This is a genomic window from Pseudomonas sp. R28(2017) (genome assembly GCF_002112505.1).
Taxonomy (GTDB): domain Bacteria; phylum Pseudomonadota; class Gammaproteobacteria; order Pseudomonadales; family Pseudomonadaceae; genus Aquipseudomonas.
Map to the genome: position 1 here is coordinate 34,285 of NZ_NEHW01000023.1, position 16,182 is coordinate 50,466.

General features: G+C 64.0%; 10 protein-coding genes. 8 read left to right on the forward strand and 2 right to left on the reverse strand.

The features are described 5' to 3' along the window. Positions 1 to 58: 58 nt before the first annotated feature. The 6 genes from CAF78_RS26295 to CAF78_RS26320 all read left to right on the forward strand — a co-directional run bounded on the left by CAF78_RS26295 (position 59) and on the right by CAF78_RS26320 (position 10,294). Positions 59 to 4,609 carry an NEL-type E3 ubiquitin ligase domain-containing protein gene (locus tag CAF78_RS26295; protein WP_085673004.1) on the forward strand — a complete coding sequence of 1,517 codons (4,551 nt, stop codon included), beginning with the start codon at positions 59 to 61 and terminating at the stop codon, positions 4,607 to 4,609. Between the two features lie 128 nt (positions 4,610 to 4,737). Next, positions 4,738 to 6,384, forward strand: coding sequence for an acyl-CoA synthetase (locus tag CAF78_RS26300; RefSeq protein ID WP_085673006.1), 1,647 nt, complete (start codon positions 4,738 to 4,740; stop codon positions 6,382 to 6,384). Between the two features lie 14 nt (positions 6,385 to 6,398). Continuing rightward, positions 6,399 to 7,166 (forward strand): SDR family NAD(P)-dependent oxidoreductase, encoded by a 768-nt coding sequence (locus CAF78_RS26305; protein ID WP_085673008.1) that lies wholly within the window; start codon positions 6,399 to 6,401, stop codon positions 7,164 to 7,166. Between the two features lie 11 nt (positions 7,167 to 7,177). Beyond that, complete coding sequence (locus CAF78_RS26310) at positions 7,178 to 8,371, forward strand: acetyl-CoA C-acyltransferase (RefSeq protein WP_085673010.1); 1,194 nt, start codon at positions 7,178 to 7,180, stop codon at positions 8,369 to 8,371. An 8-nt stretch (positions 8,372 to 8,379) separates the two neighbouring features. Next, on the forward strand, positions 8,380 to 9,507 hold the full coding sequence (locus CAF78_RS26315) for an acyl-CoA dehydrogenase (RefSeq protein WP_085673012.1): 1,128 nt from the start codon (positions 8,380 to 8,382) through the stop codon (positions 9,505 to 9,507). A 13-nt stretch (positions 9,508 to 9,520) separates the two neighbouring features. Further along, the gene (locus CAF78_RS26320) at positions 9,521 to 10,294 is read left to right on the forward strand and encodes an enoyl-CoA hydratase (RefSeq protein ID WP_085673014.1); all 774 of its coding nucleotides are present in this window, start codon (positions 9,521 to 9,523) and stop codon (positions 10,292 to 10,294) included. 37 nt (positions 10,295 to 10,331) lie between these two features. Here the strand turns inward: CAF78_RS26320 and CAF78_RS26325 are convergent, their stop codons facing one another. Continuing rightward, the gene (locus tag CAF78_RS26325) at positions 10,332 to 14,870 is read right to left on the reverse strand and encodes a hypothetical protein (protein WP_085673016.1); all 4,539 of its coding nucleotides are present in this window, start codon (positions 14,868 to 14,870) and stop codon (positions 10,332 to 10,334) included. A 299-nt stretch (positions 14,871 to 15,169) separates the two neighbouring features. Between CAF78_RS26325 and CAF78_RS26330 the strand changes: the two genes are divergently transcribed. Continuing rightward, positions 15,170 to 15,574, forward strand: coding sequence for a TraR/DksA C4-type zinc finger protein (locus CAF78_RS26330; protein ID WP_027919101.1), 405 nt, complete (start codon positions 15,170 to 15,172; stop codon positions 15,572 to 15,574). Between the two features lie 187 nt (positions 15,575 to 15,761). After that, entirely contained in the window at positions 15,762 to 15,956 is a 195-nt protein-coding gene (locus CAF78_RS26335) for a hypothetical protein (protein ID WP_085673018.1), read from the forward strand. A gap of 6 nt (positions 15,957 to 15,962) precedes the next feature. Here CAF78_RS26335 and CAF78_RS26340 read toward each other — a convergent pair whose 3' ends face one another. Further along, positions 15,963 to 16,160 carry a hypothetical protein gene (locus CAF78_RS26340; RefSeq protein ID WP_085673020.1) on the reverse strand — a complete coding sequence of 66 codons (198 nt, stop codon included), beginning with the start codon at positions 16,158 to 16,160 and terminating at the stop codon, positions 15,963 to 15,965. Between the last annotated feature and the right edge of the window lie 22 nt (positions 16,161 to 16,182).

The following is a 16,182-nucleotide window of genomic DNA, read 5'->3' on the forward strand; positions in this document are numbered from 1 at the left end:
GCACGAGGTGCTCGTGCAGGCGCAATTTGAGCGCCTTTGTCATTGCCTGGAGATCGCCATGCCTCAACTGAGTGAACACCCCAAGCTCGCCCACCCGGTCAACGATTTCATCGTCGAGATACTGCCTGATTGGCTTAAGAGTGCTGGGGCGGTGCCGATCAAGGCGCTGCGTGCAGCAGTGGCCAATCACCTGGCGAGCCGCACCACGCTGACAGCACTGCTGAAGCACCTGCAGCCTCTGGACCGCTTCGCCAAAGCGCGACTGGGCCCTGCCATCGAAGCGAAACTGCAGATGCCGCTGGACCTGGATACCGTGGTGTGGCGTGAAGAGCGCCTTCGCCTCAACCCGCGGCCTTTTGACCCGGGTTTGGGCGTGTTGCCCCCTGATTATGAGCAAGTGCTGGTCTACCAGCCGCTGCTGCAGACACTCTTGCAAAACTTTACGGATGGCGAGTCGTTTTTCGAAGGGACGGCGGTCATCAAGCAGCAGCCAGCCGAAGGCTCATCGGCACAGGTGCTGAGCAGCCAGATCGATGACCTCGTCAGCCTGAGTCGTGAGACCGATGTTGGCGGCGCGTATCTGCAGCATCTTGACAAGGTGCTGACTGCGGAGCTTTCCACGGCCCTGGCTAACGATCTGCGCACCCGTCTGGCGCTGGTGGTGGAAGTCGCCGCATTGCGAAAGCAGCTCCACAGCAGCGATCTGAACATGCTTCGCCTGCTCATCCAGGGCAAGAGCGCCCGGCATGCCCAGGGTTGGGTGGGTGCTGCCAGGGCGTTGCGGGTTCTCGACTGCCAGGTCGACGGCGCCATGGCCTTCGAGCTGATCGAGCCGCCGCGTCGCCAGGGTGATTTCCCGGTTGGTCCACTGCGCAGAGTCAAGGGTGTGATCATTTACTTGCCTGATGACCATGAGCGGCCGTTGCGGCGTTTCGCGGACTGGGATGCGCTCAACAGTGCGCTGGTGCGGAACATGCGTGGTCAGGTGTTCAAAAGCGCATTCACCCAGCGCATCGCATTGCATGAGCGGGCTGGTTTCCTGGCGTTGCTAGGCAAGCGCATGGGCGACGATGAACCGGATCTGCAACCGTCCTGGCTAGCGGAAAAGGATGATGTCTTCACCGCCATGGCCAGGCGACACACCCGGCGTATCAGGGAGGACGCTCGCTTTCTTGCAGTGCCCACGGCCGACGTGGACCGCCGCGCCAGCGCTGAGCGCCTCGCTGCGCTGGAAGGCGTAGGGCTGAGCTTGCTTGACCTTGCCGGGCTGTTCGTGCCCGCCATCAATGCCGTGCTGCTGGGGGACCTTGCCCGGCAGTTGCTGAGCCAGGTGTATGACGGCGCCGAGCACTGGGCCCATGGGCATCAGCACGAGGCGCTGGAGCATCTGGTAGGCCTTGCTGAATCTGCCGTGCTGCTAGGCACTGCCACATTCGGGGTACATGCCCTGCGCAGTGCCTTCGTCGACACCCTGGAACCTGTGACTACCGAGTCGGGCTTGCAGCGGCTCTGGCTGAATGATCTGACGCCTTATCGCACCGCGGCATCCGACATTTCCCTGACCGAGCGGCACGACGGCTTGTTCTCTGGCGATGATCAGCTCTGGTGGCACAATCAGGGGGTTTTTTACGCTGTGCGCCAGGACAGTGATGGCACCTGGCGACTGTTGCACCAGGGTGGTGTTGAACGCTTCGGCCCAAGACTGCGAGGCAACGGCGAGCGTGGCTGGTGGTTGCGGTACGACCGGCCGCTGGAATGGCAAGGCAGCTCCAGGTTGCTGACCAGCTTGTGGCCGGCTGCGAGGAGCCTGACTGCCGAACAGGTCGAGCAGATTCTGCTAGTGGCTGGCGTGGACGAGGCGCAACTGCGGCAGCTGCTGGTGGAGAGCCGGCGGCTACCGGTCGGGCTACGAGACACTCTGCGACGTTTCGAGGTGCAGGCCGAGAATGAAGCATTTTTCCAACCGTCAGGCGCGGGGCAGAAGTACGCCGAGCGGCTGACCTGGTGCCTCGACAGGTTATGGCTGCACGAGCAGGCGCCAGACGCACAGCTCGCTGCGATAAGCGATGCCGCACAACGCTTGCGCCAACCCATGCTTGACCACTTCGCCGACGCCGGGCTGCCAGACGATCCGGCACTTGCCGTGATCCGGCGCGACTTCCCGGGCCTGCCGAAAGCCTATGCACTGGACTTGCTCAAGGCCGCTTCGCCGCAAATGCGCCAGCGCATGGTCGAGGACATCCGCTTGCCGCTGGCGCTGGCCCAGCAGGCGCGGGTCCTGCTGCTGGAAGCGCGCCAGGTGCGAATGCGCGAGGCGTTGTACCTGCGCGGCAGCTATGGCCCAGACATGGTGCGCCTGGTGTTTGCCCTGCTTCGGCGCCAGGGTTTGAGTGCAGGGCAGATCAATCTGGTGCTGCGTGAGCGCAGCGCCAGCGGAGCGGTACAAGCGCGGTTGTTGCCGGCTTTTGGCGATGCACCGCAGACCCTCGACCTGGTATGGAAAGACGGCAGTTTTCAACTGTATGACGAAAGAGGCCTGGCCAGCGATCTTGAGGTGGCCGAGCCGCAGGGGTTGTTCGAGGTACTGGCGGCTACGCTATCGAACACTGTGCTAGCGCGCCTGGGCGGGAGCGGTGAGAACCTGGCCGGCCACATCAGAACAAGGATGCAGGCCTTGTTGCCACAGGATCGTGAGGGCCTGCTGGCATTGCTGGGCTGGCGCGAAGCCAGGCCGCTGGGCGCCTCCATTCAGCGGCTGGACGATGGCCGCGTGGGTTACCCTCTGGGCCCTGTGCTGTCATGCCTGGATTCACCTGGGACCATTTTGCGGCGCCGGGTGCGCAGCCTTTATCCGGGCTTCAGCGAGGCTCAGGTGGAGCGGTTCATACACTTCCTGCTCCTGCGCAGGTCGTCCCCCTTTACCACCTTGCTGCGTCAGGAAATGGAGTATGACGCGCTGGACCGCAGCTTGAGAGCCTGGGCCAGGCAGGGCTCTGCCGAGCAATGGCGGCTGCGCACACTGGCCAGCGACGAAATTCGCCGAGCCTGGCGGCTGGAGGGGCCACGGATCGTGGAAGACGTGGAAGGCGCGCATGGCGAAACGGAGGCGCGCTGGAGCACGCGCCTGACCCTTGCTGCTTCACCGTTAGGGGACCTGCCCGACATCCCTGCGGGCACCGATTTCTCTCATGTGACGCGTTTGACCCTGGTCAACCTGAGATTGACGGTGGTGCCGTCCGGCTTCCTTGAAAATTTCGCCTCCCTGCGGAGCCTGGACTTGAGATTCAATGAACTTCATGCATTGCCACAGGGCCTGGAGCGCCTAACCGATCTGCGCGAGCTGAACCTGGCTGGCAATCGACTTCGCCTGACCCAGGCACAGGCTGATGTGCTGGCTGGTCTGACTGAGTTGCGCCACCTGAACCTGAGTGACAACCCGATCGGTGCTGTTACCTTGCGGGTTGGGCAGCTGGCCGACTTGCACGCGCTGGTTGTACGAAGCGCCGGCTTGCAAGCGATGCCTGAAGGACTCGAGCGCTGCCAACAGCTCACGCTCGTCGATCTGCGCAACAACCAGATCGAAGCCTTTCCTCCCATACTGTTGAACTCCCCGGTGCAACGTCGCCAGGTGATGGTCCTCTCCGGCAACCCGGTTGCTGCGACGCTGAGCGCTCAATTGTCCCGGCATCGCCTGACGCCCATCGAGGATGCCGAACCTGCCTTGTCCGGCAGCAGGTGGCTGGCCACGCTCGATGCAACTGAATACGCGGCCCGCAGCGCGCAGTGGGACACGCTGCGCGCCACACCCGGTAGCGACGCATTCTTCGGCTTGCTCGACGAACTGGTCGAGAGTGCCGACTTCAGGGCTGCTGCGCAGGCCACTGCAGAGCGGGTCTGGCAGGTCGTCGGCGCAGCCGCCGGGGACGAGCGCATTCGTCAGGACCTCTTCGACATCGCCGCTGATCCGCGTACCTGTGCCGACAGTGTGGCGCACTGTTTCAGCAACCTTGAAGTGCAGATGCACGTGTCGCAATTCACCCACAACGGTGCACCCGCAGCCACCAGCAGCGAGCGATTGCAGCTTGCCCAGCGCCTGTTCCGCCTGGAAAAGGTCAATGCCCTGGCGCGGGCGGTGATGGATGAGCGCTACGGAAACGGTCAGTGGCGGGGGACCCGTGACGAAGAGGAGGTGGAAGTGAGCCTGGCCTACCGCACCGGCCTGGCCGAGCGCCTCAACCTGTTGGGGCAGCCAAGGCACATGTTGTTCGGCACATTGGCCGGCGTTACCCAGGCGGATCTGGACAAAGCCTATCAGCAGGTACTGAGCGCCGAAGCGACCGAGGAACGGGTTGTCTTCATCAGTGAACGTGAGTTCTGGGTGGCCGCGTTGCGCGAACTGCACCCTGAAGCATTCGACGCCATCGATGAGCGGTTCCAGCAAAGCTGGCAAGCCGTTGAAGCCCAATGGGAATCGAGCGTTGCCAGCGAAGCGGCATTGGGGCATCAGGAGTACCTGCGCCAGGCTACCAACCTGCGCAAGGAGCGCGAGCAGGCGTTGGCCACCCTGGCCTTGAAACTGACCCGCGAAGCAATCGAAACCCCGGTGTAGCGCTCGTGGCCTGCGGCCAAACCGGTCATCCAGATTGACAGCTTTGGCCATTGTCGCCACGCCCGGGTGGCGCGAACATCGTCGGACCGATTGTTCAACTCCAAAAACAACAAATCAGGAGTCCGACGATGCGCGATTACGCCGAGGCCGCTCGAGCGTTCGACCATGCCCAGGCCGCCACAGCAGCGTTGCATGGCGACCTCGATGCCCTCAATGCCTGTGTCGAATGCTGCGACCGCCATGCCGGTGCCGGCAAGTTGGCACTGGTGCATGTAGACCGCGAGGGCAACCCGTGCGACTACAGCTTCGACCAGCTCAAGGCGCAGGCAGCCCGTTTTGCCAACGTGCTCAGGGCGCAGGGCGTGGGCGCCGGCGACCGGGTTGCCGGGCTGATGCCGCGCACGCCCGAACTGCTGGTGACCATCCTGGCCACCTGGCGCCTTGGTGCGGTGTACCAGCCACTGTTCACCGCCTTCGGCCCCAAGGCCATCGAGCATCGGCTGGAACAATCCCGCGCCCGGGTCGTGGTCACCGATAGCCACAACCGCGCCAAGCTGGACGAAGTGCACGCCTGCCCGACGATCATCACCGTGAAGGCCCGCAGCGGTGAGCTGGATTTCCAGCAATGCCTGGCGCTGGCCTCGGCCGATTGCGAGCCGGTCATGCGCACTGGCAATGACCCCTTCCTGTTGATGTTCACGTCCGGCACCACCGGCCCGGCCAAACCGCTGGAAGTGCCGCTGCGTGCCATCGTCGCCTTCCAGGGCTACATGCGCGATGCCATCGACCTGCGCCCTGACGACCAGTTCTGGAACCTGGCCGACCCGGGCTGGGCCTACGGCCTGTACTACGCTGTCACCGGCCCATTGTCGCTGGGCCATGCCACCACCTTCTACGACGGCCCGTTCAGCGTCGAAAGCTGTGCACGGGTGATCGACCAACTGGGCATCACCAACCTGGCAGGCTCGCCCACCGCGTACCGCCTGCTGATCGCTGCCGGTGATGACTTTTCGGCGCCGATCAAAGGCCGCCTGCGTGTCGTCAGCAGTGCCGGCGAGCCGCTCAACCCGGAAGTGATCCGCTGGTTCGCCGATGAACTGGGCGTCACCATTCACGACCACTATGGCCAGACCGAACTGGGCATGGTGCTGTGCAACCATCATGGCCTGCAGCACCCGGTACATGTGGGGTCTGCCGGCTTCGCCATCCCCGGCCACCGCATCGTGGTGCTGGACGAGCAGGGCAACGAACTGCCCGCCGGCCAGCCGGGCATTCTCGCGGTCGACCGCGAGCAGTCGCCGCTGTGCTGGTTCGGCGGCTACCACGGCCTGCCGACCAAGGCCTTCGTCGGCAAGTACTACCTCAGCGGCGACACCGTTGAATTGAACCCGGACGGCAGCATCAGCTTCGTCGGCCGCAGTGACGACGTGATCACCACCTCCGGCTACCGCGTCGGCCCATTCGACGTGGAGAGCGCGCTGATCGAGCACCCGGCGGTGATCGAAGCCGCCGTGATCGGCAAGCCGGACCCGGAGCGCACCGAACTGATCAAGGCGTTCGTGGTGCTGGCCAGCGGTTACCAAGGCAGTAACGAACTGCAAGAAACCCTGCGCCAGCACGTGCGCCAGCGCCTGTACGCCCATGCCTACCCCCGGGAAATCGAATTCGTCAGCGAGCTGCCCAAAACCCCGAGCGGCAAGCTGCAACGCTTCATCCTGCGCAACCAGGAAGTCGCCAAACAACGCGCGCAACAGGCCACCCCTGCCAGCGCCTGACAAGGAACACGATCATGCAGATAGCCAACAAACACTTCATCGTCAGCGGCGCGGCCTCTGGCCTGGGCGCGGCCACCGCGCAGATGCTGGTCGAGGCCGGCGCCAAGGTCATGCTGGTCGACCTCAATGCCCAGGCCGTCGAGGCCAAGGCACGCGAACTGGGTGACAACGCCCGCTTCGCGGTGGCCGACATCAGTGACGAACAGGCCGCTCAGGCGGCGGTGGATGCAGCTGTCAGCGCCTTTGGTAGCCTGCACGGGCTGGTCAATTGCGCCGGCATCGTCGGCGCCGAAAAAGTGCTCGGCAAACAGGGGCCGCATGGCCTGGCCAGTTTCGCCAAGGTCATCAACGTCAACCTGGTCGGTAGTTTCAACCTGCTGCGCCTGGCTGCCGCGGCCATGGCTGAAGGGCTGGCCGATGACGGCGGCGAGCGTGGCGTGATCATCAATACGGCCTCGATCGCCGCCTATGATGGCCAGATCGGCCAAGCCGCCTACGCAGCCTCCAAGGGCGCCATCGCCAGCCTGACCTTGCCGGCCGCCCGCGAGCTGGCGCGTTTCGGTATCCGCGTGATGACCATCGCCCCGGGTATCTTCGAAACGCCAATGATGGCCGGCATGACCGAGGAGGTACGCGCTTCGCTGTCGGCGGGCGTGCCGTTCCCGCCGCGCCTGGGTCGCCCGCAGGAATACGCCGCCCTGGCCCGCCACATCATCGAGAACAGCATGCTCAACGGCGAGGTGATCCGCCTCGACGGCGCACTGCGCATGGCTGCCAAGTAAGGAGAACGCACATGACCCTCGCCAATGACCCGATCGTTATCGTCAGCGCCGTGCGCACGCCCATGGGCGGCCTGCAGGGTGACCTCAAGAGCCTGACCGCGCCGCAGCTGGGCAGCGCTGCCATCCGTGGTGCCGTCGAGCGCGCCGGCATCGACGCCGCCAGTGTCGAGCAGGTGCTGTTCGGCTGCGTGCTACCCGCAGGCCTCGGCCAGGCACCGGCGCGCCAGGCGGCACTCGGTGCCGGGCTGGACAGGCACACCACCTGCACCACGCTGAACAAGATGTGTGGTTCGGGCATGCAGGCGGCGATCATGGCCCATGACCTGCTGCTGGCCGGCACGGCCGATGTGGTGGTGGCCGGTGGCATGGAGAGCATGACCAACGCACCGTACCTGCTGGACAAGGCCCGTGGCGGCTACCGCATGGGTCACGGCAAGATCATCGACCACATGTTCATGGACGGCCTGGAAGACGCCTACGACAAGGGCCGCCTGATGGGCACCTTCGCCGAAGACTGCGCCCAGGCCGATGGCTTCAGCCGCGAAGCCCAGGACCAGTTCGCCATCGCCTCGCTGACCCGCGCCCAGGACGCGATCAAGAGCGGCCGCTTTGCCGCCGAGATCGTGCCGGTCGAGGTCACCGAGGGCAAAGAGAAGCGCGTCATCAAGGATGACGAACAGCCGCCCAAGGCACGCCTGGACAAGATCCCTCAGCTCAAGCCGGCCTTCCGCGAAGGGGGCACGGTGACCGCCGCCAACGCCAGTTCGATTTCCGACGGTGCCGCCGCGCTGGTACTGATGCGTCGCTCCGAAGCCGACAAGCGCGGCCTCAAGCCGCTGGCGGTGATCCACGGCCACGCCGCCTTCGCCGACACCCCGGCACTGTTCCCGACCGCGCCGATCGGCGCCATCGACAAGCTGATGAAGCGTACGGGCTGGAGCCTGGGCGAAGTCGACCTGTTCGAGATCAACGAAGCCTTTGCCGTGGTCACCCTTGCCGCCATGAAGCACCTCGACCTGCCGCACGACAAGGTCAACATCCATGGTGGCGCCTGCGCCCTGGGCCACCCGATCGGCGCCTCGGGCGCACGCATCCTGGTAACCCTGCTGTCGGCCCTGCGCCAGAACAACCTGCGTCGCGGTGTGGCGGCCATCTGCATCGGCGGTGGCGAGGCCACGGCCATGGCTGTCGAATGCCTGTATTGAGGTGAACCATGCTGGTAACTGAAGAGCAACAACAGATCGCCGATGCGGTCCGCGCCTTTGCCCAGGAGCGCCTCAAACCCTTTGCCGAGCAATGGGACAAGGAGCACCGCTTTCCGAAGGAGGCCATCGAGGAAATGGCCGAGCTTGGCCTGTTCGGCATGCTGGTGCCGGAGCAATGGGGCGGCAGTGACACCGGTTACGTGGCCTACGCCATGGCGCTGGAGGAGATCGCGGCGGGTGACGGTGCCTGCTCGACCATCATGAGCGTGCACAACTCGGTGGGTTGCGTGCCGATCCTGCGTTTTGGCACCGAGCAGCAGAAAGAGCAGTTCCTCACGCCGCTGGCCATGGGCTCGATGCTGGGGGCCTTCGCCCTCACCGAACCGCAGGCCGGTTCCGACGCCAGCAGCCTGAAAGCCCGCGCGCGGCTTGACGGTGACCACTACGTGCTCGATGGCAGCAAGCAATTCATCACCTCCGGGCAGAATGCCGGCGTGGTGATCGTCTTCGCCGTGACCGACCCACAGGCGGGCAAGCGGGGCATCAGCGCCTTCATCGTGCCCACCGACACACCGGGCTACCAGGTGGCCAGGGTCGAGGACAAGCTCGGCCAGCACGCCTCCGACACCTGCCAGATCATCTTCGACAATGTGCGCGTACCGGTGGCCAACCGCCTGGGCGCGGAAGGCGAGGGCTACAAGATCGCCCTGGCCAACCTTGAAGGCGGTCGCATCGGCATTGCTTCGCAGGCAGTCGGCATGGCCCGCGCGGCGTTCGAAGTGGCGCGCGACTACGCCAACGAGCGGCAGAGTTTTGGCAAGCCGCTGATCGAGCACCAGGCCGTGGCCTTCCGCCTGGCCGACATGGCGACGAAAATTGCCGTGGCCCGGCAGATGGTGCTGCACGCCGCCGCACTGCGTGATGCCGGGCGCCCGGCGCTGGTGGAAGCGTCCATGGCCAAGCTTTTTGCCTCGGAAATGGCCGAAAAGGTCTGTTCGGATGCCTTGCAGACCCTGGGCGGATATGGCTATCTGAGCGACTTCCCGCTGGAGCGGATCTACCGCGACGTTCGGGTCTGCCAGATCTACGAAGGCACCAGCGACATTCAGCGCATGGTCATTGCGCGCAATCTTTGAAGGAGCAGACTGCATGGCATTCGAAACCATCCTGTTGGACATCCACGGCAAGGTCGGCCTGATCACCTTGAACCGCCCCCAGGCGCTGAACGCGCTGAACGCGCAGATCGTCGGCGAGATCAACCAGGCCCTGGACCAGCTCGAGCGTGACCCGAACATCGGCTGCGTGGTGCTGACCGGTTCAGCCAAGGCCTTTGCCGCAGGTGCCGACATCAAGGAAATGGCCGAACTGCAATACCCGCAGATCTACGTCGATGACCTGTTCAGCGACTCGGACCGCATAGCCAATCGCCGTAAACCGATCATCGCTGCGGTGTCTGGCTTCGCCCTGGGCGGTGGCTGTGAACTGGCGATGATGTGCGACTTCATCCTCGCTGCCGACAATGCCAGGTTCGGCCAGCCGGAAATCAACCTGGGCGTGCTGCCGGGCATGGGCGGCACCCAGCGCCTGACGCGGGCGGTGGGCAAGGCCAAGGCCATGGAGCTGTGCCTGACCGGGCGCCTGATGGGTGCAGAAGAGGCCGAGCGCGCAGGCCTGGTGGCGCGCATCGTGCCGCAGGCCGAGCTGCTGGAAGAGGCGCTGAAAGTGGCGGCGACCATCGCCAGCAAGTCGATCCCGGTCAGCATGATGGTCAAGGAAAGCGTCAACCGTGCCTTCGAGGTCACCCTCAGTGAAGGTGTGCGTTTCGAACGCCGGGTGTTCCATGCCGCGTTCGCCACCGAAGACCAGAAAGAAGGCATGGCCGCCTTCATTGCCAAGCGCGAGGCGCAGTTCAAGGACTGCTGAAGAACAGCGGGCACTGCGCGTGGCAGTGCCCGTTCCTTCACTGCGCGTTGAAGAAGAACCGCTGCGCCGCCGCAGGTGTGATGCCAGCGCGGTAGACGCTACCCGGATCGTTGCTGGTCAGGTAGCGCTGCGCTGCAGTCTTGAGGTGACCCACGATGAAACCCGCCTTGGGCGTCTCCAGTGCCGGGTAGTGGAAGTGGGCATACCACAGCACTTCACCGTCATGGCTGATGGCGTATTCGTCCATGAAGTCGGCAGGGCGGCCCTTGACCTTGGCCAGGCGTGTGCGGCCGGGTGTTGCGCTGACCTGCACCTGGTCGTGTTCAATCAGGTACTGCACATCGCCCATGCGCGGCAACTGCGCCAGGGCGGCGCGGGTTCGCAGGCGAGGCGCCGCCTGGCTGAGCCGCTCGCTCTGCTGGTACAAGGCCTGCATCACGAAGGCGGCGTCCTCTTCGCGAGGTGCCGCGTCGGTCTGGTTTGCAGCGGTCAGGCGGGCTTCGATGGCGTTGATCTGCCCCAGCAGTTCCTCACGCTGCTGGTTGACCTGCTCCTCGATTTCCACCGGCAGGAACGTGCCGCTGGTGTGCGCTTCAAGCTTTTGCAGGCGTTCATCGGCCCTGCGCATCAGCGCGCTGCTTTCCTTGAGCAGGCGTTTGAGCGACTTGCCGGCGGTGGCAGGGCGCGGTTCGCTTTGATGGGCAATCTCTACCCAGTTGCCATCTTCCAGGCGGTAGGCCCGGCTGGGCACATGCTCGTCTGGCCCGGTGACATCGACAATCGAAGCATCGTTCTTGCGTGGTTCACCTAGCAGAAGGCCATGTTCCTGGGTTTCGATCAGGCCTGGCAATTGCCGGCGCAATTGCGCCACGGTCACGGTGGGCGGGTAGGAAGGCAGCTCATCGAGATCGGCCTTGACGCCATTGTCGATGTCATCCAGGTCATTGGCCAGCTCGGCGAGGGTGCGTTTGGTCGCCGTGTCGGCCTGGGTAGCGTCAAGGTTCTGCAGTTGCCGGCGCACGCTGGCCAGCTTTTCGCCCAGGCCTTGCAGCAAACGGACCTTGGCCTCGTCACTGGCGATGTCGGTGGTCAGGAACTGAACGCGCTGGCCCATCACCAGCTGGATTCCGTTCCACAGGCGTTCCAGCCAGTACAGGCCCTCTTCACCCAGCGCATGCACGAATGTCAGGCGATTGATCAGCGTCTCGACATGCAGGAACCGCAGCGCCACGGGCTGCTCACGGGTAACCTTGAGTTGCGTGATCGACTCGTACCATCGGTTGATGTCGGGTTGGCTACGGCTACTGGACTGCTGCAGCCGGGCCTGATGTTGGCCGAGGATACGGGTGGTGTCCATCAGCTGATCGAGCAACGGCGCCAGTTCGCTCAGGCGTTGCCCGGCGATCCTGCTGTCCGCATCGCTGAGTGACTCCCCCAGTGTCTGCTTGTGCGCAAGCTTGAGTAATTGCTCCCGTTGCCCTTGGTAGAGCTCATGCAGCGCGCTGAGCATGGTTTGCCGCGCCATGCCGGCCTGATACAGCAGCTTGGCACGGTTGAGCTTGAAGTCACGGGTTCCGCCAGTGAGTGTATCCAGTCGTTCGAAGTCGTCGAGATACTGCTCCCAGAACTGGGCCAAGGCTTGCACCCGGGCCAGCGAAGCTTTCAGGGTGGCGGGGTCGGCGGTATCCATTTTTGCCACTTCGGCCGCCAGCGCGTCGGTTTGCGCGTGGGCGCGACTGCTGGTCGCCCCGATACGCGCCGTCACCTCTTGCAGGGCCTGGCGGTTGGCTTCCCGGGTTTGCTGAATACGTTTGCCCAGGGGCATGCCGCCCTGCAGGCGCAAGCCCAGGTCCAGCTGCCAGCTGCCGTTCTGGTCGCGCTTGAGCCAGGGGCCAGGCGTGCGGTCGGGGCCGATGATGCGAATCTGGTCGGTGTCCGAATCTGCCGTCACCTCGAAGGGCTGTCCGTCGATGACGGCATGCAAGCGGTTTTCGTGCAGGTACAGCCCGCCCAGCGGCCCGCTCGGCGCGGGGCTGTGCAACTGCGATACCGCTACGACGGCCTGCAGGGACTTCAGTTGTTGCCGTTGGCTGGCCGAGAGCTTGCGCCTGGCGGATGCCCAGCTGAAATCCAGAAGCTCGGGCTGCGCTGGCGTAATGCTGGTTTGCGGCATCGAAGCGGCGGCAGAGGCTGGCGGAGTCTGTCCGCCTGGTTCGGCGGGTGGTTCTGGCAGCAGTTCCAGGCGTTCCCGAAACAGCGCGTGGGAAAACAGCAACATGGCGATATTGACCAACAGGTTCACCAACGCCATGCGATGCTCGGTCGGGTTCTGCTCGTCGGCAGATTCGACGTATGCCGCCAGTGCCACCTCCATCTGCGCCAGCCAGGCGATAGTGTTGACCAGCTTGCCGGCCACGGGGAGCACTGAGTTGAGCAACAGCCAGCCGAGTTTTCCCCAGCTCAGCACCCGGGTTTGCTCGCTGGTCGCTGCATGCTGGCGGAAGCGGTCGATGGTTTCTTCCACGCACGCCTGGTAGATCGCCGCGCCGGGGTCGGTCGAGGCGGGTTCGATGGTCAGCTGGACAGGGGCGGGGGTGCTCAGCGGGATCTGGCTGGTGTCATCCAGCGGGTGGAACAGATGCGGTTCGAGGAATCCACCGTGGGCGTAGATTTTCCGCACGTCCGGCGCCAGCCGCTGCAGCATGTCGGTCTGCAGTTCGCCCGGCGTGCCGAGCGCGACGAACAGCGCCAGGCGGTCGGCGAATTGCAGGAGCGTGGGGGTATGCAGCGGCCGGTACAGAAGGCACGGTAACCGCGCGGGGGTCTCTGCTTCGATCAACCAGGTGTTGTGCGGGTGATCAGCGGTTGCTCCTGGCGAGCTGATGAAGCCCAGTGGCCGGATCACCCAGCGTGGCGAGCCGGTCGCCAGTTGCGGGTTGAGCGCCAGGGCAATGCGTTCGGCAGCATCCTTGTCGATGTCCTGACCCCTCAGGTGCATTTCCAACGCTTGCGCGGGCAGCTGGGAACGGAGTTGCCGGGTCAGCAATTGCACGCGCTCCTGTCGTTGAAGCGGATCGTCGAGCATTTTCTGGCGGAGCATGGCCGGGTACGCGCTGCCGATGTCGAGTTCTGTGATGATCGTGCGCAGGTAGCTTTCGCTCAGCCAGGCCGGGAGCGCGCCGCCGTCGCGAGTGAGGGTGACTTTGCCCGGCTTGAGCAAGCCCAGGTTGCCAATGGCCAGCTGGGCCAGGCTGAAGGTGACAGGCGTGATTTCACCGGCCTGGATCACTCCGCCTTGCCCGGGCACGGCAGTGGCGGTGACCTGGTGGTTGATCACCTTCACCTGGCTGGGCTCAGGCGCGCTGTCGGGGTGATCGTGCTGCATGCGTGTTGAAAGTCGATGGTTGGCAAAGTCTTCAGCGTTGTCGATGCCGTCCAGCCAGAACTGGCCCTGCGCCCGGTCATACCCTTCAGCGATGTCGGCCAGCAGATTGCTGTAATGCAGCAAAACAGGGCTGTCGGCGTTACGCAGCCAGTCGGGCAGGCGCTCGTTGAGCGAGGCGCGACGGGCGGTTTCAAGGTCATCGCATTGGTCGAACATGGCGCTGAGTTGATCGACCAGCAGGGTCAGGGCAATCGGGTCCGGTACTGGGGTGGACTGCTTGCCGACGTGCTGGATCGCTCGAAGTTGTTGCGCCAGCATGCCCCGCGACTGGTGCTCGAACGCATCCCCCGTGGACGGCTGGAGGGTGACCCTGCGCGGCGCGTTACGAGCTGCTGCAGGCCAGCGGATGCCTATGTCTTCCAGCAGCGCCTGGCGGGAGCTGAAATCGAGGAGCCTGCCCGTCAGCGTGTACAGCAGCGTGATGGCGGCTGTCGGCTGGCTGTCGGCGCGCTCGATGAGCAGGGCGCTGGCCAGGTCGACATCCAGCTTGCCGTCGCTCGAGCAATCGATGCTCAGTTCACTGACCGCCAGCATCGCCGTGTTGCTCCAGGCTTGCCGCGAGGCGGCTTTTGGATAATCGTGCAGCAGCCGAGCGGTGCCCAGGGCCAGCGAGGGCAGGCTACCTGTCTGATAGTGGCTGTCGATGGATTGCCCGAATACTCGTCGCAGGTAACCCGCATACCAGTTCCAGGGCGATTGCCCGCTTTCATCGGGCTGGTCCCAGTAGGCGATCAGTTGCTGCAGGTGCTCATCGATCAGGCACGGGGCGACCTGATTGATCAGTTGCTCTACCGCGGAAAGTTCGACAGTCAGGGCCCAGGCGGGGTCAGGCTGATGATGATGGGTGAGATAATCATCGCCTTCAGTAAGATGCAGGGTGAGTTTGCTGCAGTAGGCTTCAACCACCGCTTGCGCCAATGGCCGGATCCACACCGTGCCGTGCCATGGCACCCAACTGACCAGATTGAGACTGGCTGGCTCCAGAGTCGCGCTCAGCCCGTGTTGCCGCCATCGTGACCGCACCATGGAGGTGGCTGTGTCAAGCAGCGTGGGGCGTTTTGCGAAGCGGCGGGCCACCTGGCAGTCGAGATTGGTGTGCAGCGCCAGGCGCTGGACGAGGGTGTCGGTCATGATCTGTCGCTCATCTGCTGGAAACAGTCATCAGGCGACATTTGATCCGGGTGGCTGTATTAGCCCGTTGACACCCGCGGGGCATCTGTTACGTGCTGTGCCTCAGGGTGCCGGCGAGCAGATTCCAGCCCTTTGGGGTAATTTCCCCGGTGATTGCTGTTGCTCATGGCGGCTTGGCGCCTTAGACTGCCGCCCCCTGTAAAAGAGTGCCGGTTGGCGCTTGAAGAATTCCGCTGCCGATGCCAAGGCGCCGGCGGCACCTGAATCGCCCAAATGCACATTTTTTCATAGAGAAATCGATGACCAAGGAACAGTTGCTGGCCATGTCGGCCGATGACTACATGAACGCTGACCAGCTGGCTTTCTTCGCTGGCCTGCTGCAGGCGATGAAAGTCGAAACCCATGAACGCATCGAGCTGAGCCGTGCCACCATCGAAGGCCTGGATACCCCGTCGGATCCTGCCGACGTGGCGTCGGTCGAAGAAGAGCGTAGCTGGCTGGTCAATGCCATCGACCGCGACCAGCGCTTGCTGCCGCAACTGGAAATGGCCCTGGACCGCATCTCCGACGAGAGCTTCGGCTGGTGCGATGACAGCGGTGAGCCGATTGGCCTCAAACGTCTGCTGATCAGCCCGACCACCAAGTACTGCATCGAGGCCCAGGAGCGCCACGAGCAGCTCGACCGCCACCAGCGCCAGGTCTGACCCGGCGCAGTGTGCAAAGCCCCATGGAGCAATCCTTGGGGCTTTTTGCGTTTGCTGCCTGAAGGGCCTTGCGGCATTTATTGCTCAAGGCGTAACACTGCTTGTACCAGGATGCGCTGTTACACGGCATTGGCTGGGCGTATCATGACCTTATCGTTAGGGTGCTATCTAAGTGCCGGAGGGAATGATGAACAGCCGAGTCGATGTAGCGGTCATGATCGGTTCAGGTGTGCCAGCCAGCCTGCAGGCGTTGGGCAAGCGGGTATGTTGGGTGGTCCTGGTCAATGGCGAGCGCCGAGGTACAGCATTCGCCACCCGTGGGGAGGCCATGGAATGCCAGGCCGCCTGGTTGCAGCTCATGCAAGAAGGCCACGCGGCCTGAGCGGTTTCAGGCTTCCAGGCTGCGGGCCAGTGCGCAGGCATCGCGGTGCAGGCGGCGAAAACCCTTGACCCTGCCCGTGGCGCTTTCGGTAACGTGGAAGAACTCGATACCGGCAGGGATGACCACATAGCGTGGCCTGTTGCTGGCGCATGTGAGGTAAGAAATGTTCTTTACCTCTCGACGGATTTCAGTGTTTTCGTGCATATTCATTCCCCGGTAATACGCT